We start from the raw sequence: 25085 nt of genomic DNA on the forward strand, positions 1-25085 counted from the left end.
ACGAGCAGTGCCTCCTCCACAGCGCGAGGTGGCGGGAGATCCTGCTCGAAAGCGCCGCGACCACCCTGTGCGGTCCTGCGGGGCGCTCCAGACTCGGCGGGTGGGTGTGGCGGACCAGGTTCGAGCAAGCGGAGGCGTGATGCGGGTGCGCACGCTGCGTGAGCTCGGCGTCAGCGATCACGTCCTGCGTCGCGCGCTGGGGTCGGGTCACATCGAGCGAGTGCGCCGGGGCTGGGTCGCGTCGCCCGGGGCGGATCCGATGCTGGTGGCCGCGGCGCGACGGGGAGTCGTGCTCACCTGCGTGACCGCTGCCCGAAGACTCGGGCTGTGGGTTCTGGAGGAGAGGCAGCCTCATGTCGCCGCGCCTCAGCATGCCGGGCGGATCGACATCCCGAGCGCGACGGTGCACTGGCACAGGCCTGTGGTCCCGAGGCATCCCGATGCGCTCGTCGATCCGATCGAGAACGTGCTCGCGATCGTGGCGCTGTGTCAGCCGTCTGAGGCCGCGCTCGCGATCTGGGAATCGGCGCTGAACAAGCGCCTGCTCGAACCAGAAGTGCTGAGACGGATGCCGCTACCCGCCGCCGCCCGCCAGCTTCTGGAACGGGCGAGCCCGTGGTCGGACTCCGGGCTCGAGACGTTCGTCGTGCCGCGCCTGCTATGGCTGCGCCTGCCGTTGCGGCGGCAGATCTGGATCGCCGGGCACCGCGTCGACCTGCTGATCGGGGACCGGCTGATGCTGCAGATCGATGGCGGGCACCATGTCGGGGCGCAGCGCGAGGAGGACATCGCACACGACGCGGCGCTGTGCCTGCTCGGGTACCACGTGATCCGGGTGGGTTATGCGCAGGTGATCGACCGTTGGCACGAAGTGCAGGACCTGATCATGCGGGCGGTCGCCCAGCGACTGCACCTGGCGTGAGAGAGTCACCCGCGATGTGGCCGTCGGCTTCCCACGTCGAACGCGATGCGGCGAGCGCCGGGGCGAGGCGCTCGACCTGCACGGCACTGAGCGTCGTGCCTCGAGGGCCGCGGCATCCGTGAGCGACACCATTTCGAGTCCACGCAAACCCTCAGGCGAACGGGTGCTGTCGGCGACGGGGCATCCGTCGACGGTGCCGGCTCGCTCGCTGCGGCACCGGCCTACCGCGGCATCCGTGAGGCTCGTCTGCCCGGGATGCCACCTTAGCGGCCTCAGCCGGGCACTGCCGCCCCGCGGATCCTCCCGGATGTTGACCTCGCCGCCGGAACACGCGGGGCCCCGTCCCGTTAGACTGAGAACACGAGCATCGATCCGGCCATCACCGGGGAGCTCTCGGAAGAACAGGCTCCCGGTGTCAAGACGGGGTCCTCAGTAGAACCGAGCGGGGCAGGCCCGTTACAGCCGCTGTGAAAGTGGCTGCGCATAGCGGCAAGCAGGGTGGTACCGCGGCTCGATTGGATCGCACTCCCGCATGGGAGAGGATGCAACGGGTCGTCCCGGCAGGAAGCACACGACAGCACCTGCGAGAAGCCATGACCTACCCCCGCAACACAAACCGGTCCCTGAGCGGCGGCGAAGCCGACAGTCGAATGGTCGGACCCGCCGCCGATGCGGTCCCCGCGAGCCCCCGCTTTCCTGAGATCGAGCGCGAGATCCTCGAATTCTGGCAGGGCGACGACACCTTCCGCGCGAGCATCGCCAACCGCGAGGGCGCGCAGGAGTGGGTCTTCTACGACGGACCGCCTTTCGCGAACGGACTGCCGCACTACGGCCACCTGCTCACGGGCTACGCGAAAGACCTGTTCCCCCGGTTCCAGACCATGCGCGGCAAGAAGGTCGATCGCGTCTTCGGCTGGGATACGCACGGCCTGCCCGCCGAGCTCGAAGCGATGAAGCAGCTCGGCATCACGGAGAAGGCGCAGATCGAAGCCATGGGCATCGACACCTTCAACGGCAAGGCGCGCGAGTCGGTCCTGGCGTACACGCGCGAGTGGGAGGAGTACGTCACCCGCCAGGCGCGCTGGGTCGACTTCGAACGCGGCTACAAGACACTCGACACCTCCTACATGGAGAGTGTGCTCTGGGCATTCAAGACCCTGTACGACAGAGGCCTGGCCTACGAGGGATACCGCGTGCTGCCCTACTGCTGGCGGGACGAGACGCCGCTGTCGACCCACGAGCTGCGCATGGACGACGACGTCTACAAGTCGCGCCAAGACCCCTCCGTCACGGTGACCTTCCCCCTCGTCGGGGCCAAGGCGGAGGCCCTCGGCCTGACCGGTGTGCGGGCGCTCGCGTGGACGACGACCCCGTGGACCCTTCCGACCAACATGGCGCTCGCCGTGGGGCCGGCGATCCGTTACGCCGTCCTGCCGGCGGGTCCGAACGGCGCCGCCGACGTGCATCACACGCCCGAGGGCGCGGCCGACGACCTGCTCGAGGCGAGCGCGCATCGCTATCTGCTCGCCGAGGACCTGCTCGGCGGCTACGCGAAGGTCCTCGGCTACGAGTCCGCCGAGGCTGCGCGCGAGGCGGTCGAGCGCACGGTCGACGGTCGCGAGCTCGAGGGCGTCGCGTACGACCGGCTCTTCGACTACTACGCGGATGCCGAGACCTACGGCACGCAGAACGCCTGGCAGATCCTCGTCGACGACTACGTCACGACGACCGACGGCACCGGCATCGTGCATCAGGCGCCGGCCTACGGTGAGGATGACCAGCGGGTCAGTGAGGCCGCCGGCATCCCCACGATCCTGAGCCTCGACGACGGCGGGCGCTTCCTGCCCGCGGTGGGCGATGTCGCCGGCCAGCTGTGGATGGAGGCGAACACGCCCCTCATCCGGCTGCTGCGCCAGGCCGGGCGGCTCGTGCGCGAGGCCAGCTACGAGCACCCCTATCCGCACTGCTGGCGCTGCCGGAACCCCCTGATCTACAAGGCCGTGTCGAGCTGGTTCGTGCGCGTGACGGACTTCCGCGATCGCCTTGTCGAACTGAACGAAGACATCACCTGGGTTCCCGAGAACGTCAAGCACGGCCAGTTCGGCAAGTGGGTCGAGGGGGCGCGCGACTGGTCGATCAGCCGCAACCGCTATTGGGGCTCGCCGATCCCGATCTGGAAGAGCGATGACCCGGAGCACCCCCGCGTCGACGCGTACGGCTCTCTCGAGGAGATCGAGCGCGACTTCGGTCGCCTGCCACGCAACGAGGCCGGCGACGTCGACCTCCACCGCCCCTATATCGACGAGCTGACGCGCCCCAACCCCGACGACCCCTCCGGGCGGAGCACCATGCGGCGCATCGAGGATGTGCTCGACGTGTGGTTCGATTCCGGCTCGATGCCGTTCGCGCAGGTGCACTACCCGTTCGAGAACCGCGAGTGGTTCGACACGCATGCTCCCGCGGACTTCATCGTGGAGTACATCGGGCAGACCCGTGGCTGGTTCTACGTCATGCACGTGCTCTCGGGCGCGCTCTTCGACCGCCCCGCATACACCGCGGTGTCGGCGCACGGCATCGTGCTCGGCAGCGACGGGCAGAAGATGTCCAAGTCGCTGCGCAACTACCCCGATGTCAGCGAGGTCTTCGATCGCGACGGTTCGGACGCGATGCGCTGGTTCCTGATGTCGAGTTCGGTGCTGCGCGGCGGCAACCTCGTCGTGACCGAAGAGGGGATCCGTGCGGGCGTGCGGGAGTTCCTGCTGCCGCTGTGGAGTTCGTGGTACTTCTTCTCGACGTATGCGAACGCCGCCTACGCGGGCGGCCCTTCGACAGACTCAGGGACCGCCGGGTCGACAGGCTCCGGGACCGCCGGGGCGGACCCCGCAGGATACGAGGCGAGCTGGCGCACCGACTCTGCCGATGCCCTCGACCGCTACATCCTCGCTCTCACGGGAGACCTCGTGCGGGGCGTCGCGACAGACCTCGAAGCGCTCGATTCGACGATGGCCGCGGCAAAGCTGCGGGACTTCGCCGAGGCACTCACCAACTGGTATATCCGGCGCTCGCGCGACCGCTTCTGGGCGGGCGTCACCGCAGACCCCCGGAGTCGCGAGGCATTCGACACGCTGTACACGGTGCTCGAGACTCTCACGCGTGTCGCGGCACCCCTCATCCCTCTCGTCAGCGAGCGCGTGTGGCAGGGGCTGACCGGGGGGCGCAGCGTGCACCTCCAGGAGTGGCCCGACGCCGATGCGTTCCCCGCGGCCGCCGACATCCGCACCGCCATGGATGCCGTGCGTGAGGTGTCGAGTGTCGCGAATGCCCTGCGCAAGAAGCAGGGCAAGCGCGTGCGGCTCCCACTCTCCCGCATGACGGTAGTGGTGCCGGATGCTGCAACCCTGTCGCAGTTCGAGGGGATCCTGCTCGACGAACTCAACGTCAAGAGCGTGGAGTTCGTCGAGTTTCGCCCCGAGTCCTACGACGACCACGGGCTGGCGCAGCGACTCGTCGTCAACGCGCGGGTGGCCGGGCCTCGGCTCGGAAAGCGCGTCCAGCAGGTCATCCAGGCCGCGAAGGCCGGCAACTGGATCGAAGATGACCGCGGGATCGTCGTCCAGACCCCGGAGGGCGAGGTCGTCATGCAGGACGGCGAGGCCTCGCTCGACAGCGACACATCGGTACGCCCCGAGGGCGAGGCGGTCGGGCTGCTGGCGGGCACCGACGGATTCGTGGTGTTGGACACGACCACGACGCCGGAGCTCGAGGCAGAGGGGCTGGCGCGCGATGTCATCCGTGCCGTGCAGGACACGCGCAAGGCTGCGGGCTTCGAGGTCAGCGACCGTATCCACCTCGTGATCACGTTCGCCGACGGCGCCGACGCGCGAGCGGTCTCGGACGGATTCGAATCCGCGGACGTCGCGGGCGAGACGCTCGCGGTCGAGTACCTGCTGGGCACGAAGGACGACACACTGCGCGGATCGTCGCGCAGCTTCGCGGGCGGGACGACCAAGCCCGAGCGCGAGGCCTCCTTCGCGGCGGGTGCGTTCGCGAACGCCGGGGCCTTCACCGTGGGCGTGACCCGGGCGGAGGGTCGCGCATGAGCGAGGATCCGGACGAGGGCCGGGCGCGGGCGGATGCCGTCTATGCGGCGCTGCTGGCGCGGGCGGGGGAGCGCTGGGTGCAGCCGCGCAAGGAGCGCACCGCGCGCCTGCTCGACTATCTGGGCGATCCGCAGCGCACCTACCGCGTCGTGCACGTCACGGGCACGAACGGCAAGACCTCCACGAGCCGCATCATCGAGAGCCTGCTGCGCGCCCACGGGCTGCGGACGGGCCTGTTCACGAGCCCGCACCTGGAGCGCTTCACCGAGCGCATCATGATCGACGGCGCACCCGTCCTCGACGACGCCGTCGCCGATGCGTGGGACGAGATGGCGCCGTTCGTTGCTCTGGTCGACGCCGAGCTCGGCGACGCGGGAGAGGAGTCGCTGACCTTCTTCGAGCTGCTCACCGCGCTCGCCTTCGTGGCCTTCGCGGATGCTCCGATCGACGTGCTTGTGCTCGAGGTCGGCATGGGCGGGTCATGGGATTCGACGAACACGGCCGACGGCGACGTCGCGGTGTTCGCGCCTATCGACATCGATCACGCCGATCGGCTCGGACACACCATCGCCGACATCGCGGCGGTCAAGGCGGGGATCATCAAGGACGGCGCCGCCGTCGTGTCGGCCAGGCAGCATCCTGACGCCGTCGCCGTGCTGCGGGCGGAGGCTGCCCGCCGGGAAGCGAGCATCGCGTTCGAGGGCGCGGAGTTCACTCTCACGGCGCAGCGCCTCGCCGTCGGCGGTCAGGTCATCTCGGTGCACGGCCTCGCCGGCACCTACGACGAGGAATACCTGCCCCTGTACGGCGCGCATCAGGGGGCGAACGCCGTGCTCGCGATCGCCGCGGTCGAATCCCTGATCGGCGGCGGGTCGCAGCGGATCGCATCGGAGGTGCTCGCCGAAGGGCTCGGCCAGGTGATCTCGCCCGGTCGCCTGCAGCTGGTCGGCACGGAGCCCACCGTGCTCGTCGATGCGGCGCACAACCCGCACGGCGCACGGGCGCTCGTGGATGCCCTGCGCACAGCCTTCGACTTCGACGAGTGGGGCGTGGTGCTGGGCGTCCTGGCCGACAAGGATGCCGCGGGCATCGTTGCCGCGTTCGCTCCGATCGCGACCGAGGTGTTCGTCACCGCGCCCGATTCCGATCGCGCCGACGATCCGGACGCGCTCGCCGACATCGTCGAGGCGGTCGGGATGCGTGCGAGCGTGCACCGTGACCTCGACGATGCGGCGGCATCCGCGCGGGAGTGGGCGGCAGCATCCGCCCGCCGCGCCGTCGTGATCGCCGGATCGGTCGTGCTCGCCGGCGAGGCGCTCGGTATCGCGGCGCGCGAGGGCTGGAAGGGCGGATCATGAGCGCCCGACCGCGTCGCGCACGTCCACCACGGAGCCTCGTCGCCAAGCTCGCCTCTGTGGTGCTGGCCTTCGAAGCCATCATCGTCTTCCTCGGCGGCTTGGCCGTCTACGGTCTGCGTGCTCTGCCGGAGGGCGTCGAGCCGTGGTGGGGAATCGTCGGGGGGACGCTCGTGGCCGTGCTGATGCTCGCCACCAGCGGGTTCGTGCACACCCGAGCGGGTATCGTCACGGGGTGGGTGCTGCAGGCGATCGTGGCGCTGTCGGCGTTCCTCGTGCCGGCGATGCTGCTGATCGCCCTCATCTTCGGAGGCATGTGGGCCTTCGCCACCATCCAAGGACCGCGAATCGAGGCACGCGCACGCCGCGCGCAGCCGGAAGGAGAATGACATGGCCACCGAAGAGACTCTCGTGCTCGTCAAACCGGACGGGGTCGCCCGCGGCCTGACCGGCGAGATCCTCGCGCGCATCGAGCGCAAGGGTTACGCGCTCGTCGACCTCGCGCTCGTCGAACCCGATCGTGAGCGTCTCGAACGCCACTACGCGGAGCACGAGGGCAAGCCCTTCTACGAGCCGCTGCTCGAGTTCATGATGTCGGGCCCCTCCGTCGCCATTCGTCTCGCGGGCAACCGTGTCATCGAGGGCTTCCGATCGCTCGCGGGCACGACCGATCCCACGACCGCGGCCCCCGGGACCATCCGCGGCGACTTCGGCCGCGATTGGGGCCTCAAGGTGCAGCAGAACCTCGTGCACGGCTCCGACAGCACCGAGTCCGCCGAGCGCGAGCTGCAGATCTGGTTCGGCTGAGCGAGGAGCGCGGCCTCCGTCAGAACAGGCTGCCCAGCACATCGAGGCGCAGCTGCGCGATCACGGCGATGATCGCGTAGCTGCCCACGGTGAGCAGCAGGATCCAGCCCATCAGCGTCTGCGCGGATCGGCGCACCGACGCGGGGGCGGGCAGGATGCCGGAGCGCAGCACGTGCAGCGTCACGGCGTAATACGTGGGAAGAGTGACGGCCCACGTCACCATGCACCACGGGCACAGGGTGCCGAGCACGAAGATGCTCTGGAAGATCAGCCAGATGACGAACGCCATGGCGAGCGTCATGCCGAGCTCGAACAGCCACCAGAACCACCGGGCGAAGCGCGCCCGGGCAAGGAGTGCGGCGCCGACGACGAGCGGCGCGACCCACCCCGTCAGGCCGAGAACGGGGTTGGGGAAACCCAGGACACTGCCCTGCCACGACTCGAGGTTGGCGCGGCACTGGACGAGCACGCTGAAATCGCAGGACAGGATCGCGTCGGGATCCGCCAGCAGCTCGAAGCGTTCGAGCGTGAGCGCGAAGGCCGCATACCAGCCGATGACACCCGCGATCATGAGCCATACCGCGAGCGTCGTGGGGCGGGTGTGCGTCTGAGCGGCGTGCGGCATGAGTGGGATTATGGCACCCGGCGGTGCGTGCAACCTGCCCGCGGCAACCGTGAGAATCCGGTGCCGGGGCCGCGCCGGCGGCGTCGCGACGACGATTCGCGTCGAATGATGCGATAATGACTCATCGATGCACCCGCGGCCGCGCCGCGATCCGCATCGACGAAGACTTCGGGCGATGACTGCCCTTCGCAGCACGAGCCACGGGCCTGCTGCAGACCGAGTGAGTTCGCGGCACCGCAGGTGCGGAGCCGCACGAGATTTCGCCGGGCGACGCGCGGCTGTCGCCCGCAGGGAGTGCGCCAGCAATGGCTGATGAGAACAGTGACCTCGACCGCAACGACCAGAACACCCCGGATGCGCCGCTAGAGCAGGGCGCCGTCCCTGTCGCCGCGGATGCGGCTGAGCCCGCCGCGCCAGAGCAGAACCCGGCCGCGGCGCAGCCCGAGCCCGCTGCTCCCGAGCAGCCTGAGCAGGATGCGGCGGAGCCCGAGCAGCCGGCCCAGCCCGAGCAGCCGGCCCAGCCCGAGCAGCCGGCCCAGCCCGAGCAGGCGGAGTCGACCGCGACCGAGCAGCCGGCCCAGCCCGAGGCGGAGCCGGCGTCGACCTATGCCGTGTCTGCGGCAGCCGATCCCGAATCGGAGGCCGCGTCCCAAGAGCCCGACCCTGAGCCCGGCCCCCTGACCGCCGCGGCGCTCGGGCTGCTGCCCGAGACCTTCGTCTCGCAGGTGTCGACGCAGCTGCACTTCTACGCGCCCGAGATCGTTGCGCTGCCCGCCCTGCCGGAAGAGCCCGCCGCCGACGCATCGCCGCAGGGTGGCGGCCAGGGATCCTCCCGTCGTCGCAACCGCCGCCGAGCGGGCGAGGATGCACCGAGCGAGACCGACCCGGGCACCGTCGTCAAGGTGCGGCAGCCGCGCGCGGTCGAGATGATCACCGAGCCGCAGCGCATCAAAGGCTCGACGAGGCTCGAGGCCAAGAAGCAGCGACGTCGGGACGGTCGCGAAGCCGGTCGCCGCCGCGCCGTGGTCACCGAGGCCGAGTTCCTCGCACGCCGCGAGGCCGTCGATCGTGTCATGGTCGTGCGCTCGAAGAACGGGCGCATCCAGATCGCCGTGCTCGAGGACAACGTGCTCGTCGAGCACTACGTCGCGCGCAACCAGGACGCCTCTCTGATCGGCAATGTGTACGTCGGCCGCGTGCAGAACGTGCTTCCGAGCATGGAGGCGGCCTTCGTCGACATCGGCCGCGGTCGCAACGCGGTGCTGTACTCGGGCGAGGTGGATTGGGATTCGGTCGAGACCGGCAACCAGCCCCGGCGCATCGAGCTGGCGCTCAAGTCCGGCGACAAGGTCCTCGTGCAGGTCACGAAGGACCCGGTGGGCCACAAGGGAGCGCGCCTGACCAGCCAGATCTCGCTCCCGGGCCGCTACCTCGTGTACGTGCCGGGCGGCGCGATGAACGGCATCTCGCGCAAGCTCCCCGACACCGAGCGCGCGCGCCTGAAGCGCATCCTCAAGGAGGTGCTCCCGGAGTCATCGGGAGTGATCGTGCGCACGGCCGCCGAGGGGGCGACCGAGGATCAGCTCACCCGCGATGTCGGTCGACTCATGACGCAGTGGGAGCACGTGAGTGCCCAGGTGGATCACGTGCAGGCACCCGCACTGCTGCACTCCGAGCCCGACCTGCTCGTCAAGATCGTGCGCGACGTCTTCAATGAGGACTTCTCGCGGATGCTGATCCAGGGCGAGGAGGCTCACCGCACCATCGAGGCGTACCTCGAATCCGTCGCGCCCGACCTGCTCGAGCGGATCGAGGCCTTCTCCGGCGACCACGACCCGTTCGATGAGTTCCGCATCACCGAGCAGATCGAGAAGGCCCTGGACCGCAAGGTGTGGCTGCCCTCGGGCGGCTCGCTCGTGATCGACCGCACCGAGGCGATGACGGTCGTGGATGTCAACACCGGCAAGTTCGTGGGGTCCGGGGGAAACCTCGAGGAGACCGTCACCAAGAACAACCTCGAGGCGGCCGAAGAGATCGTCCGTCAGCTGCGCCTTCGCGACATCGGCGGCATCATCGTCGTGGACTTCATCGACATGGTGCTGGAATCCAACCGCGATCTCGTGCTGCGCCGGCTCATCGAATGTCTGAGCCGTGACCGGACCAAGCACCAGGTGGCGGAGGTCACCTCGCTCGGCCTGGTGCAGATGACCCGCAAGAAGCTGGGCCTCGGTCTGCTCGAGACCTTCAGCGAGGCCTGCGAGGTCTGCGCGGGGCGCGGCGTCATCGTGCATCACGATCCCGTCGTCAAGCACCGGTCGGCGCAGCCCTCAGGCGGAACCGGCTCCAACCGTCGCTCTCGCGGCGGGGCCCAGCCCTCGTCGGCGGCTCCGGCCACGTCGGGCACCCACGTCATCACCGAGGGCGTCAAGTCCGCGCTCGCGCAGATCGCCGCGTCCACGCTCGGCCACGGACCCGAAGCGGATGCTGCCGCCGAAGCCGCATCGGCCACCGTCACGGCCGATGCCATCACGATCGTGCTTCCGGAGGGTCCCGGCGGATCGCCGGAGGGGGATCGGCCCAAGAAGCGCCGCAAGCGCGGCGAGCGTTCCGAGCGCGGCGAGCGGGGCGGCGGCGAGCGCGGCGATCGGCCCGGTGGCGAGCGATCCGATCGCTCCGGCTCCGATGCCGCGGAGCGTCAGGGCGCGCCGCGGACGGAGAAGCAGCAGCTTCTCGAGTCGGTGCTGCAGGCACTGCCCGAGCCGAAGGCGCCGGGCCAGGGGCGTGCCCGCCGGCGGGTGTCGACGGGTGTGCTCACGGGCACCCCGGTCACGATGCCCGGTGCGGACGAGTGAGCAGCATCCGCTGACATCATCCTGCGCTCAGGCGCCGGGTGCTCAGGCCTGGGAGCGACGCTCGCGCGCGGTGACCCGTAGACCCGAGTCGCGCAGCGCGTAGACGATCTCCCGACTCGAGACGTGCCGTGCCCCGCCCGCGATGAGGCGGGGGACGGCGTCTTCGGGGACGTCGTAGTGGTCGAGATCGAATCCTCGACGGGGGATGCCGTGCGCTGCGGCGAAGGCGTGGAGCTCGTCGAGGGTCGCGTCGCTGATCAGGTGCGCCCAGAGGCGGCCGTGGGCGGGCCAGCGTGCGGTGTCGATCAGGATCGCCATGGCGTCACTCTAAGCGGCCTGTGCCTGCAGCATCCCGTGCAGGACACCCGGGGGCCGCTTTTGCCACCGGGGTGAGCATCGGGTAGACTCGACCCTTGGTGCGTCACGTGCCGCCACCTCGTGTGCGCGGCGCGACAAGAGCCTAGCTTCCGCACCACGCTCGACGAAGCCGCGGCTTCCCGTGAACATCCCGAGTCGTACGGCTCTCCACATAACGGAGCCGAACAGCTCTCCAGACAGAAGGCGCCCGCCCGGGCTCCCCAGAGAAAAACAGGTGTGAAGTGGTTTACGCAGTAGTGCGCGCCGGCGGCCGCCAGGAGAAGGTGGAGGTCGGCACCATCGTCGTCCTCGACCGCCAGAAGGCGAAGCAGGGCGAGAAGATCGAGCTTCCCGCGGTGCTGCTGGTCGACGGCGACACCGTCACCACCGACGCCGACACGCTCGCGAAGGTCACCGTCACCGCCGAGGTGCTCGGCGAGCTGCGCGGACCCAAGATCATCATCCAGAAGTTCAAGAACAAGACCGGTTACAAGAAGCGCCAGGGGCACCGTCAGGACCTCACGCGCGTCAAAGTCACCGGCATCAAGTAAGCCGAGGGAGACTCGAGATGGCACATAAAAAGGGCGCAAGCTCCACCCGCAACGGTCGTGACTCCAACGCACAGCGACTCGGCGTGAAGCGCTTCGGCGGTCAGGTCGTCGGCGCCGGCGAGATCATCGTCCGGCAGCGCGGCACCCACTTCCACCCCGGCGTGAACGTCGGCCGCGGTGGCGACGACACGCTGTTCGCCCTCTCGGCGGGTGCCGTCGAGTTCGGCAACAAGGGCGGCCGCAAGGTCGTCAACATCGTCGCGGCCGCCGAGTAGTCGAAGCGACACTCCAGGCGCGACAGACGCGATTTCTGTGAGGGGGCGGGCTTCGGCTCGCCCCCTTCTTTTTCTTCAAGGAGGTGCGACGTGGTCACATTCGTCGACCGTGTGACGTTGCATCTGCGTGCCGGAAAGGGCGGCAACGGCTGCGTCTCGGTCAAGCGCGAGAAGTTCAAGCCGCTCGCCGGCCCCGACGGGGGCAACGGCGGACACGGCGGCGACGTCGTCCTCGTCGCCGACCCGCAGGTGACGACGCTCCTGTCGTACCACCACTCGCCGCACCGCTCCGGCGGGAACGGCGGATTCGGCATGGGGGATCACCGCCAGGGGGCGGCGGGGGAAGCCGTCGAACTGCCCGTGCCGGTCGGCACGGTGGTCAAAGACCCCTCGGGCGAGGTGCTCGTCGACATGATCGAGCCGGGCATGCGTTTCATCGCGGCCCCCGGCGGCATCGGCGGTCTCGGCAACGCGACGCTGGCCAACCCCAAGCGCAAGGCGCCCGGCTTCGCCCTCCTCGGCACGCCCGGATGGGAGGGCGATGTCCTCCTCGAACTGAAGACGGTCGCCGACGTGGCCCTCGTGGGCTATCCCTCGGCCGGAAAGTCGAGCCTGATCGCGGCCATCTCCGCGGCGCGGCCCAAGATCGCCGATTATCCGTTCACGACCCTGCACCCCAACCTCGGCGTCGTGCAGGCCGGCGACAACCGCTACACGGTCGCCGATGTGCCGGGGCTCATCGAGGGCGCGAGCGACGGTCGCGGGCTCGGGCTGGAGTTCCTGCGCCATGTCGAGCGGTGCACGGCCCTCGTGCACGTGCTCGACTGTGCGACGCTCGACCCGGGACGCGACCCGATCTCGGATCTCGAGGTCATCCTCGCCGAGCTCGAGGCCTACCCCGTGCCCGAGGGGCAGGTGCCGCTGATCGATCGCCCGCAGGTGATCGCTCTGAACAAGCTCGACGTCCCCGAGGCCCGCGAGCTCGCGGAGCTCGTGCGGCCCGACCTCGAGGCCCGAGGATTCCGCGTGTTCGAGATCTCGACGGTGAGCCGCGACGGTCTGCGCGCCCTGACCTTCGCGCTCGGCGACATCGTCGCCGAGCACCGCGCCGCGAAGGCGGCGGAGCCCGTGCCCGAGCGCATCGTGATCCGGCCGCGCGGGTCGGAGAAGGACTTCGTCGTGCGTGTCGACGGCGGCACGTACGGCAACATCTACCGGGTGCTCGGCGAGAAGCCGGTGCGGTGGGTGCAGCAGACGGACTTCCAGAACGAGGAAGCCGTGGGGTACCTCGCCGACCGTCTCGAGCGACTGGGCGTCGAGGACGAGCTCTACCGCGCCGGCGCCGTGGCGGGCTCCACAGTCGTCATCGGCGAGGGTGACGGTGTCGTCTTCGACTGGCAGCCCTCCCTCTCCTCGGCCGCGGAGCTGATGACCGCTCCGCGCGGCACCGATCCCCGCCTGCTCGAGGGCAATCGGCGCACGACGTCCGAACGGCGCGAGCGGTACCACGCGCGCATGGACGCGAAAGCCGAAGCCCGTGCCGAGCTGGAACAGCAGCGGCTCGCGCGGCCGGCAGATCACGACGAGGACGACGCGTGAGCGCACGCGCGCGCGCCGACATCCCCGGTGCCCGTCGGATCGTCGTGAAGGTGGGCTCGTCATCGATCAGCGGTGAGAACGCCGGCAAACTCGAGGGGCTCGTGGATGCTCTCGCGGCGGTGCACGCGCGGGGCACGGAGCTCGTCCTCGTCTCGTCGGGAGCGATCGCCACCGGCATGCCGTACCTCTCGCTCGATGAGCGGCCGACCGATCTCGCGACGCAGCAGGCCGCGGCCGCGGTCGGTCAGAACGTCCTCATCTATCGCTACCAGGACAACCTGCGTCCCTACGGCATCGTCGCCGGCCAGGTGCTGCTCACCGCGGGCGACCTCGAGAATGCGACGCCGCGCTCCAATGCCCGACGGGCGATGGAGCGGCTGCTGGGGCTTCGCATCCTGCCGATCGTGAACGAGAACGACACGGTGGCCACCCACGAGATCCGCTTCGGCGACAACGACCGGCTGGCGGCTCTCGTGGCCCAGCTCATCGGAGCGGATGCGCTGGTGCTGCTGAGCGACATCGAGTGCCTGTACACCCGCCCTCCGGACGAGCCCGGAGCGCGTCCCATCGACCATGTGTCGTTCGGCGACGATCTCAGCGACTACGAGTTCGGCTCGGGAGTGGTCAACTCCGTGGGTACCGGAGGCGCCGCCACGAAGGCGTCCGCCGCGCGCCTCGCATCGCAGGCGGGCGTGGGAGTGCTCGTCACGAGCACGGTCCTCGTCAGCCCGGCGCTGGACGGCGCGGACGTGGGCACGTGGTTCGAGCCGGGACCGCGCACAGCCGGCCCCCTCATGACGGGTCCCGTCCACACGAGCTGAGCGCTCCCGCGCCCGGCCCCCTCGTCGGTAGGCTGGAGGGATGACCGAAACGACCATCGTGTCGGCGCGGGACCGGATGCTGCAGGCCAAGCGCGCCTCGCGCCAGATCGCGCTGCTCACAGATGCAGAGAAGGCGCGTGCGCTGCACGCGATCGCGGATGCGATCGCCGCAGCGACCCCGGAGATCGTCGCAGCGAACGCCGAAGATCTCGAGCGTGGCGCCGCGAACGGACTGACCGCCGCCCTTCTGGATCGATTGCGCCTGGACGCTCCGCGCGTCGCCGCCCTCGCCGAGGCCGTGCGCCAGATCGCCGGACTCGACGACCCCGTGGGCCGTGTCCTCGATGAGCGCACGCTTCCCGGTGGGGCGACGCTGCAGAAGGTCTCGGTGCCCTTCGGCGTCGTCGGATCGATCTACGAGGCGCGCCCGAACGTCACCGTCGACATCACCTCCCTCGCCCTGCGCTCAGGCAACGCCGTGGTCCTGCGCGGGGGATCGGCGGCGGAGCGCACCAACGCCGCCCTCATCGCCGCGATGCGCTCCGCGCTCGAGAGCCTCGGCATCGATCCGGAGGCGATCCAGACCGTCGACGAGTTCGGTCGCGACGGTGCGCGCGAGCTCATGCAGGCGCGCGGACTGATCGATGTCCTCGTCCCGCGAGGCAGCGCCCAGCTGATCGAGACCGTCGTCACCGAGTCGACCGTGCCGGTGATCGAGACGGGTGCCGGCGTCGTGCACATCGTCCTCGACGACTCCGCGCCCCTCGACTGGGCCCGCGACATCGTCGTCAACGCCAAGGTGCAGCGGCCGAGCGTCTGCAACGCGGTCGAGACGGTCCTCGTGGTGCGTGAGGGCGCCGCGCGGCTGCTGCCGCCGCTCGCCGAGGCTCTCGCCGCAAGGGGCGTCACCGTGCACGGCGATGACGAGGTCGCTCGGCTCGTCCCCGGCGCCGTGCCCGCCACCGAGGCCGATTGGTCGACCGAATACCTCAGCCTCGACGTGGCGGTGCGGATCGTCGACGATCTCGACGACGCGCTCGAGCACATCCGGACGTACTCGACGGGCCACACGGAGTCGATCATCTCGACCGACGATGCCCACATCGAGCGATTCCTCGCGGAAGTGGATTCGGCCGTCGTGATGGCCAACACCTCGACGCGCTTCACCGACGGCGGCGAGTTCGGCTTCGGCGCGGAGGTGGGCATCTCGACGCAGAAGCTGCACGCCCGCGGTCCCATGGGTCTGGCCGAGCTCACGAGCACGAAGTGGCTCGCGCGCGGCGCCGGGCAGACCCGACGATAGTTGCCTAGACTGGTCCCGCACGTCCCCCTGAGAACGGAGCCCCGATGCACTTCGCCACGACACTCCTGGCGGCCGCCGAAGAGGCGCACCACGGCAATGTGATGGCCGAAACGGTCATCGCCGGGATCATCGCCTTCGTGGTCTTCATCGCCCTCGCCGTCGTGACGTTCTCGTACCGCGACGTGGCCAACCGGCACGCGGGCAAGGCCGAAGCCTATGCCCACGCGCAGGGCACCGATCTCGAGCACAAGGCGGGGCACGGCCACTAGGTCGCGTATGTCGGTGGCTGGAGATCGACCTCGCATCGGGGTGATGGGCGGGACGTTCGATCCGATCCACCACGGTCACCTGGTCGCCGCCAGCGAGGTGGCACAGCATCTCGACCTCGACGAGGTGGTCTTCGTTCCCACAGGAATGCCGTGGCAGAAGTCGAATGTGACCGACAGCGAGCACCGGTACCTGATGACCGTCATCGCGACAGCATCCAACCCTCGTTTCACCGTCAGCCGGGTCGACATCGACCGAGGCGGACAGACCTATACGGTCGATACGCTGCGGGATCTGCGCGCTCAGCGGCCGGAGGTGGAGCTCTACTTCATCACCGGGGCGGATGCCGTGGCGCAGATTCTCAGTTGGAGGGACCATGATGGCCTGTGGGACCTCGCGCGCTTCGTCGCGGTGAGCCGGCCGGGGCACGTGCTCGACACTCGGGGGCTCCCCGATGACGTCGTCAGCCAGCTCGAGGTTCCCGCCCTCGCGATCTCTTCGACCGACTGCCGCTCGCGCGTAGCCCGCGGTCATCCGGTCTGGTACCTCGTGCCGGATGGCGTTGTCCAGTACATCAACAAGCATCACCTCTATCGGAGCACCGAATGAGCACACCCGATCAGCCGCTGACCCGCAAGCAGATGCGCGAGCTCGGTCGCACCGGCTCCGTGCCCGTGCAGACCGATACGAGCGATGAGCCCGAGCAGAGTGGACCCGCTCCGGCGGCACCGCTGCCGCGTGCAGCCGTGCCTGCCGTGGTCGCCCCCCTGCCCACACCCGACGCGCAGGTCGACCTGGGCGTCGCTCCGCTGACCCGCAGGCAGGCGCGGGAGCAGGAGCGCATTCGCACCGCCTCGGTTCCTGTGATCACGCCCGACGTCGCGGCCGAGCACCGGGCGGATCAGACGCCCGACGAGGATCAGACGCCCGACGAGCAGTCGCGTGACGAGGATCAGACGTCCGACGAGCAGTCGCGTGACGCGGAGGAGTCTCCTTTCCTGGAGACAGCCAGCCCCGACGCGGAGGATGCGACGGACGCGCCGGACGACATGGCTGAGGCGGCCGACGATCCTGAGCGGGGCGACCAGACCGATCGTGATGATGCCGACGCGGATGGTGCAGACGGTGCCGATGCGGTGCCGGCCCACGACGACGAACCCACGGATGCCGCAGACGATCAGCCATCCGAGGTCGATCTCACCGATGACGAATCGCCCTCCGAGCCTGCCGCAGAGGTGCTGCCCGAGCCCGTACCGGTGTCCGCGGCGACGGTGAGTCCTCAGTTCGGAGCCGAGCTGCTCAGTGGCGACGAGGTCGCCGCCACCCTGCCGCCCTCGTTCGACGAGCTCATCGCCCGGGGCGGTACCTCGACGGGAACGCTCGCGACACCGAGCGCGCTGATCCTCTCGCAGACGCCGTCCGCGCCGCCGCTGTCGGGCCCCGTCAACGCCACCGGCGAAGTCATCATCACCGGCTCCTACCACTTGCCCGAGGGGCTCGGCTCGCGCGGAAGCGTGCCGAGTTCCACCGACGGAAAGGATGTCGACGCTGTGCTCATCGACGGCGAGCTGCCGCCGGCATCCTCTCCCACGCCCATCGCGGCCAGTGCCGCGATCAGCACCGTGCGCGGCACGGGTGAGATCATCCGACCTCCCGCACCCGAGAAGGGCAGCAGACTGCTGTTCACGCTCGCCATCACGGCGGGTGTGCTGGCACTGGCGCTCGTGGGTGTGCTCATCATCGCCGTCGTGAACGGGGCTTTCTGATGACCGCAACGGACGACGCACGACGACTCGTGCAGATCGCCGCCGCCGCGGCCGACGCCAAGGGCGGTGAAGACCTCGTCGCCCTCGACGTCTCGGGTCCGCTGCCGCTCGTCGACGCCTTCCTTCTCGTGACGGGGCGCAACGAGCGCAACGTGGGCGCGATCTCCGACGAGGTCGAGGAGAAGCTTCTCGAGGCCGGCGTCAAGCGACTGCGGCGTGAGGGACGCGAGGAGGGCCGATGGGTGCTCATGGACTTCGGCGACCTCGTCGTGCACGTCTTCCACGAGCAGGAACGGGTCTACTACGGGCTCGAGCGCCTGTGGAAGGACTGCCCCGTGATCCCGGTCGAGATTCCCACGCCGGCGCGTACCGACCGGGTCTGAGTCCGGCGCGCCCGGGGTGTGCTCACGATTCGAGTGCGCCCGCGGAATGTAGTAATCTTTTCGAGTTGCCCCGAGAAATTCGCGGTGATGCAAGGGCCTGTGGCGCAGCTGGTAGCGCACCTGCATGGCATGCAGGGGGTCGCGAGTTCGAGTCTCGCCAGGTCCACATTGAAAACCCCCGCTCCGGCGGGGGTTTTCGTGTTCCCAGGGCACGCCTCCGGCAGCGTTATCCGGTCACTATCGGCCATTTGGTGACCGCATTACGTTTTCAGGTCACCGGCCTCCGGGCCTCGGCGTGCTTCGACACGCCCGGGGTGCGCCGGGAGCGACTACTCCAAAAACGGCCGGCCAGGGATCACTACTGCTCCGATGTGTCATCGCGGGATACTCACACCGCGCATGTACACCTCATGACACAGACACTCGCTCTGCTCCCGCCCACCGACGCCGCCACCCTCCCGCTGCTGCTGACCACCGCCGAAGCGGCCGCCGTCCTCCGCCTCGCGCCGAAGACGCTCCGAAACTGGCTATGCGACTGGGAAACGCTGCAGCGTGGACCCGAACCGGTCAAGCTCGGCGGCCGCCGCGTGTACCGCCGCTCCGACGTGCTCGCCTACGCCGGCATTGAGGTGGCAGCATGACCCGCGCCGGCCTCGGTCCCGGAGACATCGGCAACGTTGCGTTCATCGAGAAGCCGGACGGGTTCCTCGCCCGTGTGCGCTACCGCCGACAGGACGGCACCGAAGGCCGCATCGCCCGCAAGGGCTCGAACAAGCAAGCGGCCCGTCGCGCAGTGATGGAAGCCGCACGCGAACGCATAGCGGACTTCGAGCTGGATGCCGGCCTCGCCCTCACCCGGGACAGCACGGTCGCCGAACTCGCCGAGGCATACCTCGCCATCCAGGATGAACGCAACGGGGGCAACACGCCCCAGTACCTCAACGACGAAGCGTCGGTCGTGCGCAAGTACATCATCGAGAAGCCGTTCGGCAAGACCACCCTCCGGGGACTCCGCCCGTCCGTCATCACCGCCGAGCACCGCGCCATCCTCGTGACACACAAGAAGCCCGGGCGTGCGCGCCAGTGGGCCACGGTCATCCAGAAGCTCACCGCCTACGCGTACGAGCTGGACCTGATGAACTCGAACCCGTGCGTCGGTCTCAAGTTCAAGCGGCCGAAGGTGGTCAAGCAGCATGCGGCCACGGACGTCGAGGTCGAGGTGCTCCAGCAGGTGGCGCACGCGTACGCGACCCGGCCGAACCGTCGTGGCCCGAAGCCGACCCCGCTCCTGCTCGACGTCGCCGACATCATCGCTGGCACCGGCATGCGTATCGGTGAGGCGCTCGCACTCCGGTGGGCTGAGGATGTGGACCTGGATGGGGAAGTGCCCGTCGTCTACGTGCGGGGCACCGTCGTCGAAGGTCACAGGGTGAAGAAGCACCGCCAGCCCTACCCGAAGACGGAGGACTCCGAGCGCGGCATCCCTATCCCGGACTACGCCGTCGACATGCTCCGCCGGCGGAAGGTCGAATCCCTTGGCCAGCACGCTCACGTCTTCGAGACGGCCACCGGCCTCCCCGTCGGGCAGCACCAGGTGCGCCTCCAGATGTGGAAGGCGCGGGACTGGGCGCTCACCCAGGATGACCAGCCGAACATCGACGTGAACTTGACGATGCACGCACTGCGCCGCGGAGTCGCTACCGAAGTGAGTGCCTCGCACGACATCGTCGTGGCAGCGAAGGTGCTCGGCAACAAGCAGTCCGCCATCACCGAGAAGCACTACGCCAAAGCACAGATGATGGTGCCCGACGTGCGCGCGACGCTGCAGAAGTACGGCCGGCGGTCGGTGGTGAGGAAGAGCGAGTAGATGAAATGAGGCCCCGGGACTTCCCAATCCCGGGGCCTCTGCGACGGGCTCCCCAGCCAGTCAGCGATGCGGCCAGCCCGACCGCACTACCTACATTCGCGGTGGCTGCCTGATCGTGTGCCATGCACCGATCACCGTGATCGCTGGGCACGACAAATCGCCCCCGCCCTTGGTTCCAAGGGCGGGGGCGTTCGTTCGTTACAGGCCTGAGGCTTCGCGGTACTGGTCACGCGTCATGTCAGCCGTGACCTCGACCGCCGCGGGCGCCGGGGTGTACACCGGCTGCGAGGGGTTGCCGAGGAGCCAGCCTGCGGAGGGCCAGCGCTTCGCGAGCCAGGTGACCGTAGCCCAGTAGAGAGCGGCGGCCAGTGCGGTGCCCGCGGACGCGAGCTCGAGCTCGGTACCCGGGGGCAGCGTCACACCGAGCAGGGCGAGCTGTGTCATGAGCCAGCCGACGGCGAGGGGGACGGAGGTACGGATGAGACCGATGAGGGTGTTGGACAACATGGAATAACTTCTTCCTACTTGGTGATGGTGGGAGGGTTGGTGCGGCCGGTACCGATCCACCCCGAGGCGATCCGGTAGGGGCCGGAGCCTTCGAGGATGAGGTGGTCACCGCGGGCGACGGTGGGTCCGGTGTGACCGCGCTTCGCTGCACGTGCGGCTGCAGCGGAGGGGAAGACGAACCAGGAGGTCGCCAGGCGGACGTAGCGACGGGCCGCGGGCGCCGGCGCCGGGGCGGGTGCGGGTGCTGCGGCGGTGCCGAGGTCAGCGAGCCCGTCGGTGGACTGCGACGTGAAGCCCGCGGCGGCGAAGAAGTTGCCGTTGAACGCGCCCCGATACCACACATTCGAGGTGACGCCGTCCACGGTGACCTGCTGCCCGCGGATGAACCCGTCGAACGTGCCCGTGACGTTGCCGCTCAGCTTCTGCGCGATCTTCGAGCCGGTGTTCGGCTGCGTGCGGCCGTTCAGGTAGCCGCCGGAGCCGACGCCCTGACGCACCACACGGTCCGCGCGGCCGGTCGAGGCCGGGGCTGCGGCGGGTGCACCGAGGCCTGGGAGATCGCGGGTGAAGTACGGCGCAGGGTCCACGCGGAAGCTCTCTCCCGAGCCGCCGATCCGGAGCTCGAAGTGAAGGTGCTTGGCGCTCACCTTCCCGGTGGCGCCCATGGTCCCGAGACGCTGCCCGGTTGCGACGTGCTGCCCGACCTTGACGGCGATGGTGCCGGAGGCGAGGTGGGCGTAGCCGGTGTAGACGCCGGCGCCGTGGTCGATGAGCGCGAAGTTTCCCCAGCCGCCGTTGTACCCGCCGCCGCCATAGACGGAGACGACAGTGCCGGAGAGGGCTGCGGTCACGGCGTCCCCGGCGCCCCAGCCGTAGTCGAGGCCGAGGTGACGGGGGTTCGTGCGGGAGAAGCCGGAGTGGTGGTCTTTGGGCGCGGGACGGGTCAGACGTGGCATGCCAGTGTTCCTTCTGTAGGAGCGGGTGGGGGTTTCGGGACGCGACGAGACACCGCATACCCGAGGTGCGGGTGACGGTGCGTCGCGCGGGCTGCGAGGCTTACGCCGGCGGCGCGGTGTGCACGGGCCAGATCGGTGGGGCGAGGTCCGGCGGCCAGGTGGGTCGCTCGGGCAGGGCGTCGATGGGCCAGAGGTGGTGCAGCTCGGAGCCGTGGCGGTGCGCGAGCCCGTACTGAGCGTGGCGGGCATCGCTTTCGCTGCGGACGGCGCCGAGCTCGGCCTTGACCGTCACGACCTCAGCGCGAGCTTCCTTCGCGATCTCTAGGGCGAGCTCGCCGGAGGTGACATCACGTGTCGCGGTCTGAGCCTTGCGTGCGGTGCGTGCTGCGACGAGATGCCCCACGACGACACCGATGAGGGTGAGGAGGGCGGCAGTGACGATGCCGGCGGTGGTGATGAGCTCGCCGGGGAGCTCTGTGAGGACGATGGTGGTGAGGATGTGGGGCATGGGCAGGTCCAGGGGTGGCAAGTGATGGATGGAAAAAAGGGGAGACTGCGCGGGCATGACGATGAGCGCGAGCCGGGGTGCGGGCGCGCGTGAAACTGGTGCGCCCCGGGCCGCAGAGTGAGCGGCCCGGGGCGGGATGGGGTGTGGCTTACCGACCGGCGAGGAATGCGCTGGCGATGGTGCTGTAGCCCTGCCCGTTCGATGTACTTTGACCCGCGAGCGTCGAAAGCCCGTGGATCGCACCGCTCGGCATGATTCGAAGGCCGCTGTGAGTGACAACTTCGAAGGATGGCCGGAACCCCGCAGGGAGGGTAGCGATGGACTGATTCGTGATTCCACCGCCGCCGTTTAGCCCGCGCAGCATGACGATTCCACTCGGTGTCTTTGTATACTCGAGCGGCTCCGTTGCGTGGTGCGTGTACCCGTTGCGGAGCGTGAGTTGCTGGAACTCATATGTTGCTTCACCGACCTTCGGCCACATGGCATAGCCGCGGTAGTAGGTCCGCTGCGTGCCTGTGCCTCCAGCCCAGGAGGATGTCGGTGTCACGGTGGCTGTGAGAAGAGAACTGCTCCGCTGTCCGGCGTAGGTGTGATTGCGCGACGGCCCAAGTCCCTGCGGGAATGTCACGGTGTCTTGCCGCAGAGAGTTGCCCAGAAGGAATACGGTCCCGTCTCGGTCAACGCCACCCGTAGTGACGTTGCTGACGTTCCACAGGTCATGGGTGGCGACGGTCCACACCGCGCTGCCCATCGCCACTGTCGCCGGCATACTGGCGGGATTGGTGGCGTAGTACGGGGCGAAGCTGAGCGCGCCACTCTCCTGGTCCATCGTGAGTGGCCAGTGGGAAGTTCCGCCTGCTTCGGTGGCTGCGAGGATGTAGACCATGGGCCGGTCAGGACGGTAAGCGCCGGGGACATACGCCACGACATGTGCGTCGTCGCCCGTGTAATTGGGATCCCGTTCGAGCATGCCCGAGAGGATTACCCAGTCGCTGGCCGTCTTCGTGACGCGCAGGTCGCCGTAGCGAGCGCTGTCGAAGTTCCGCCAGCCGGGGCCGGGTTCGAGGATCTCGACGGAGCCGGTGACCTCGCCGGGTTCTGCGGTGACGCGGCCGGCGACGGTGGAGTCCACGACCATGACGCGGTCGCCGCCGGCAGGGGAGTAGGAGGCGAGGAAGTCGAAAGGACCCTCCATCGAAGAAGCGCCGAAGTCGACGTACACAGGGTTGCCGGAGCCGCGGAGGTAGGTAGGGTCCACGGTGCCGTAGCGGGCACTCGCCCCGCCTCCGCCCCCGCCACTCTTGAACTTCCCGTTGCCGCCGACGTTGCCCAGCGACTTGGCCCGCTTCGCCAACTTCGATGCCGTGTCTGCCAGCCGATCCATGAGTCCGATGTCCACGGTGAGCACCATGTCGGTCCCACGCCGCAGCTGAACGGACGCAACGCGCACCTCTTCGATGGCCCCGGATCGTCGCACGAGCACCCAGTCGCCCAGGTCGTAGTGCACGAGCGGAACTCGGTCAAGGGTCGCAGCGGTCTCGGAGACCGTGAGCTCCGTCTTCGGTGCTGCACCGGCGAGCTCTGCGGCTGCGAGGAGGTCGAGGGTGCCCTGGTGGGTGACACCGGACGCGCTGATGGAGCGTTCTAGGACGCCCAGGCCCAGCCCGGCGTTGCCGGACTTGCGGATCGACTGCCCGGAGTCGAGGCGGAGGATCACGTCGGTGGCGACGCCGGCGAGCGACGTGCGCACCGGCCGTTCGAGGGCACGCTTGCCGATGGTGAAGCCGCGCTTCACTCCGGCGCTCTCGCGTGCGTAGACGACGAGCTCGCGGCCGCGGGTGGTCCAGTCGATGAAGCCGCCGGCGACGAGGACGGCAAGCGTCTCGGTGGCCGGCTGGTCAGCGGGGAGGTCCATGGTGAGGGTGCTCGCCCAGGGCTTGCCGGTGCTGTCGTGTGTGGCGGTGAAGGTCCAGGTGACGCCTTCGGCTGCCCCGCGGGCCTGCGCCTCGTCGAGGATGCCGTCGAGCATCCACCCCGGGGTCACGTCGGTGTACGTGCGGTCCCCGCCCTGTGTGGCGAGGAGGGCGCCGGCGAGGCGGAAGGACACGTACTCGACGACGTCGGTGGCGGTGGCCCGTGTCGGGTCCAGCTCGTCGAGCGAGCGGCCGAGCACAGAGAAGCGTGCGGCTTCGGGTTCGGTCCAGCGGCTGCCGTCCCAGATCTCGAGAGCGAGCTCCTCACCGTCGTGCACCTGGCCGTTGACCGCTTCGGCCTGGGAGAGCTGCAGCCGAAGGGCGGCCGTCTCGTTGAGCGCGGCGCTGTAGTCGATGCTGTCGCACCGCAGGTGCTCGGGCCGGAAGGCGGACGTGCCAGAGAGGCGGCGGACGCGGACGTCGAGGGTCATGGCTCTCCTCAGAGGATGTAGGCGGGGCGGGCGCGCACAGTCAGCGCGGATGTGGCGGATCGGCCGGTAGAGGTGACGCGGAGCTTCGGCTGCGCCAGCGTGGGGTCTGCACCGTCGATGACGGGTGTGATGCGGAGGTAGTAGATCTCCGGGCCGGTCTCGATGTCGGCTGTCGCCTCGTAGAGCGGAGACTCATACGGGTTGGAGGCGTTGTGCACCCACGCGCGCCCGGTGGCCATGTCGTAGCGGAGAGTCGCGCCCGCCCAGAGGCCCTTCGTGTAGCGGATCCACGAGAGCCCGGCCATGTCATGCACCTCGACGCCAGGCGCGAAGGGGCCGTCGATGAGCAGGGTGCCGTCAGACACCTTGCCGTCTGAGCCGGTGAGAACGTCGATGACCTGTGTGTCCTGGTCAAGCGGCGTGGTCGCAGTGACCTCAGCGCCGCGCGTCCAGACGCCGGGGATTACGAGCTCGGCGGTCACGGTGTACTCCGGGTCGCTGCCGATGCCGATCTTCTCGGGGGTGAAGGAGCGGAGGTTCACCTCGGCCTCACCTGCGCCCTTGCCCAGCGTGAGGGTCGGCGAGCGGAGGACGTTGCGAAGCCCGGGCAGCTCGGACTCCCGCACCGACCAGACGAGCGTGACGCCCGGGACGTCTTCCACGCCGTCCATCTCGACCGCACCGTCGAAGCCGGGGATGCGGACCTCGGGGCGGGTGATGGTCGTGGAGTAGATGAAGGTCGTGTCGTAGGTGAGGATCCAGCCCAAGGATGGGCTGTGGGCCGGGAGGCCGTTGAGTGTGTACATGGTGCGGAGTCCTTGCATCGAGGCACGGGAAGAAGGTGGTGCCCGGGGACGTGC

Annotated in this window: 24 protein-coding genes and 1 tRNA gene; 18 read left to right on the plus strand and 7 right to left on the minus strand. The window is 69.1% G+C overall.

The annotated features are described in order from the left end of the window. The first annotated feature begins 139 nt into the window (after window positions 1-139). From AB2L57_RS10520 to ndk, 5 genes are all read left to right on the plus strand, one after another. On the plus strand, window positions 140-922 hold the full coding sequence (locus AB2L57_RS10520) for a DUF559 domain-containing protein (RefSeq protein ID WP_409048618.1): 783 nt from the start codon (window positions 140-142) through the stop codon (window positions 920-922). A 593-nt stretch (window positions 923-1515) separates the two neighbouring features. Further along, window positions 1516-5022, plus strand: coding sequence for an isoleucine--tRNA ligase (gene ileS / locus AB2L57_RS10525; RefSeq protein ID WP_409047033.1), 3507 nt, complete (start codon window positions 1516-1518; stop codon window positions 5020-5022). Further along, window positions 5019-6380 carry a folylpolyglutamate synthase/dihydrofolate synthase family protein gene (locus AB2L57_RS10530; protein WP_292815776.1) on the plus strand — a complete coding sequence of 454 codons (1362 nt, stop codon included), beginning with the start codon at window positions 5019-5021 and terminating at the stop codon, window positions 6378-6380. Before ileS ends, AB2L57_RS10530 begins: the two co-directional genes overlap by 4 nt. Beyond that, window positions 6377-6766 (plus strand): DUF4233 domain-containing protein, encoded by a 390-nt coding sequence (locus tag AB2L57_RS10535; RefSeq protein WP_409047034.1) that lies wholly within the window; start codon window positions 6377-6379, stop codon window positions 6764-6766. The genes AB2L57_RS10530 and AB2L57_RS10535 overlap by 4 nt, the downstream gene beginning before the upstream one ends. A 1-nt stretch (window position 6767) precedes the next feature. Beyond that, window positions 6768-7184, plus strand: coding sequence for a nucleoside-diphosphate kinase (ndk, locus tag AB2L57_RS10540; protein WP_292815541.1), 417 nt, complete (start codon window positions 6768-6770; stop codon window positions 7182-7184). Window positions 7185-7203: 19 nt separating this feature from the next. On the opposite strand, the gene AB2L57_RS10545 is transcribed toward ndk, so the two are convergent. After that, window positions 7204-7809, minus strand: coding sequence for a vitamin K epoxide reductase family protein (locus tag AB2L57_RS10545; protein WP_292815539.1), 606 nt, complete (start codon window positions 7807-7809; stop codon window positions 7204-7206). Window positions 7810-8114: 305 nt separating this feature from the next. Between AB2L57_RS10545 and AB2L57_RS10550 the strand changes: the two genes are divergently transcribed. Then, entirely contained in the window at window positions 8115-10661 is a 2547-nt protein-coding gene (locus tag AB2L57_RS10550; protein WP_292815536.1) for an Rne/Rng family ribonuclease, read from the plus strand. 42 nt (window positions 10662-10703) lie between these two features. Here AB2L57_RS10550 and AB2L57_RS10555 read toward each other — a convergent pair whose 3' ends face one another. Next, a complete protein-coding gene (locus tag AB2L57_RS10555) occupies window positions 10704-10979 on the minus strand; it encodes a DUF4031 domain-containing protein (RefSeq protein ID WP_292815533.1) in 276 nt (91 codons plus the stop codon). Window positions 10980-11260: 281 nt separating this feature from the next. Here AB2L57_RS10555 and rplU point away from each other — a divergent pair, with 281 nt between their 5' ends. The 12 genes from rplU to AB2L57_RS10615 all read left to right on the plus strand — a co-directional run bounded on the left by rplU (window position 11261) and on the right by AB2L57_RS10615 (window position 19850). Then, window positions 11261-11569, plus strand: a complete 309-nt coding sequence (gene rplU / locus AB2L57_RS10560) for a 50S ribosomal protein L21 (protein ID WP_409047035.1) — start codon at window positions 11261-11263, stop codon at window positions 11567-11569. A 17-nt stretch (window positions 11570-11586) separates the two neighbouring features. Then, the gene (gene rpmA / locus AB2L57_RS10565) at window positions 11587-11844 is read left to right on the plus strand and encodes a 50S ribosomal protein L27 (protein WP_409047036.1); all 258 of its coding nucleotides are present in this window, start codon (window positions 11587-11589) and stop codon (window positions 11842-11844) included. A 90-nt stretch (window positions 11845-11934) separates the two neighbouring features. Then, on the plus strand, window positions 11935-13443 hold the full coding sequence (obgE, locus tag AB2L57_RS10570) for a GTPase ObgE (protein WP_409047037.1): 1509 nt from the start codon (window positions 11935-11937) through the stop codon (window positions 13441-13443). Next, complete coding sequence (gene proB / locus AB2L57_RS10575; protein ID WP_292815302.1) at window positions 13440-14264, plus strand: glutamate 5-kinase; 825 nt, start codon at window positions 13440-13442, stop codon at window positions 14262-14264. The genes obgE and proB overlap by 4 nt, the downstream gene beginning before the upstream one ends. Before the next feature lie 40 nt (window positions 14265-14304). Beyond that, window positions 14305-15567 (plus strand): glutamate-5-semialdehyde dehydrogenase, encoded by a 1263-nt coding sequence (locus AB2L57_RS10580; RefSeq protein ID WP_292815299.1) that lies wholly within the window; start codon window positions 14305-14307, stop codon window positions 15565-15567. 44 nt (window positions 15568-15611) lie between these two features. Further along, complete coding sequence (locus tag AB2L57_RS10585) at window positions 15612-15836, plus strand: hypothetical protein (RefSeq protein ID WP_292815292.1); 225 nt, start codon at window positions 15612-15614, stop codon at window positions 15834-15836. 7 nt (window positions 15837-15843) lie between these two features. Beyond that, the gene (gene nadD / locus AB2L57_RS10590) at window positions 15844-16443 is read left to right on the plus strand and encodes a nicotinate-nucleotide adenylyltransferase (protein WP_292815290.1); all 600 of its coding nucleotides are present in this window, start codon (window positions 15844-15846) and stop codon (window positions 16441-16443) included. After that, window positions 16440-17600: a hypothetical protein gene (locus tag AB2L57_RS10595; protein ID WP_292815287.1), complete on the plus strand. Its 1161-nt coding sequence runs from the start codon at window positions 16440-16442 to the stop codon at window positions 17598-17600. The genes nadD and AB2L57_RS10595 overlap by 4 nt, the downstream gene beginning before the upstream one ends. Next, window positions 17600-17983, plus strand: coding sequence for a ribosome silencing factor (rsfS, locus tag AB2L57_RS10600; RefSeq protein ID WP_409047038.1), 384 nt, complete (start codon window positions 17600-17602; stop codon window positions 17981-17983). The genes AB2L57_RS10595 and rsfS overlap by 1 nt, the downstream gene beginning before the upstream one ends. A gap of 93 nt (window positions 17984-18076) precedes the next feature. Next, window positions 18077-18149 (plus strand) — tRNA-Ala (locus AB2L57_RS10605). 244 nt (window positions 18150-18393) lie between these two features. Further along, window positions 18394-18624, plus strand: a complete 231-nt coding sequence (locus AB2L57_RS10610) for a helix-turn-helix transcriptional regulator (RefSeq protein ID WP_409047039.1) — start codon at window positions 18394-18396, stop codon at window positions 18622-18624. Then, complete coding sequence (locus tag AB2L57_RS10615) at window positions 18621-19850, plus strand: tyrosine-type recombinase/integrase (RefSeq protein ID WP_409047040.1); 1230 nt, start codon at window positions 18621-18623, stop codon at window positions 19848-19850. The genes AB2L57_RS10610 and AB2L57_RS10615 overlap by 4 nt, the downstream gene beginning before the upstream one ends. A gap of 198 nt (window positions 19851-20048) precedes the next feature. Here the strand turns inward: AB2L57_RS10615 and AB2L57_RS10620 are convergent, their stop codons facing one another. The 5 genes from AB2L57_RS10620 to AB2L57_RS10640 form a co-directional block, all read right to left on the minus strand. After that, window positions 20049-20357 carry a hypothetical protein gene (locus AB2L57_RS10620; RefSeq protein ID WP_409047041.1) on the minus strand — a complete coding sequence of 103 codons (309 nt, stop codon included), beginning with the start codon at window positions 20355-20357 and terminating at the stop codon, window positions 20049-20051. A gap of 14 nt (window positions 20358-20371) precedes the next feature. Continuing rightward, on the minus strand, window positions 20372-21313 hold the full coding sequence (locus AB2L57_RS10625) for a M23 family metallopeptidase (protein ID WP_409047042.1): 942 nt from the start codon (window positions 21311-21313) through the stop codon (window positions 20372-20374). Window positions 21314-21413: 100 nt separating this feature from the next. Next, complete coding sequence (locus tag AB2L57_RS10630; protein ID WP_409047043.1) at window positions 21414-21842, minus strand: hypothetical protein; 429 nt, start codon at window positions 21840-21842, stop codon at window positions 21414-21416. A 127-nt stretch (window positions 21843-21969) separates the two neighbouring features. After that, window positions 21970-24225, minus strand: a complete 2256-nt coding sequence (locus AB2L57_RS10635; RefSeq protein ID WP_409047044.1) for a hypothetical protein — start codon at window positions 24223-24225, stop codon at window positions 21970-21972. 8 nt (window positions 24226-24233) lie between these two features. After that, a complete protein-coding gene (locus AB2L57_RS10640; RefSeq protein ID WP_409047045.1) occupies window positions 24234-25031 on the minus strand; it encodes a hypothetical protein in 798 nt (265 codons plus the stop codon). Between the last annotated feature and the right edge of the window lie 54 nt (window positions 25032-25085).

The sequence above is a fragment of the Microbacterium sp. HA-8 genome (genome assembly GCF_046111165.1).
In the GTDB taxonomy this organism is placed as follows: Bacteria; Actinomycetota; Actinomycetes; order Actinomycetales; family Microbacteriaceae; genus Microbacterium.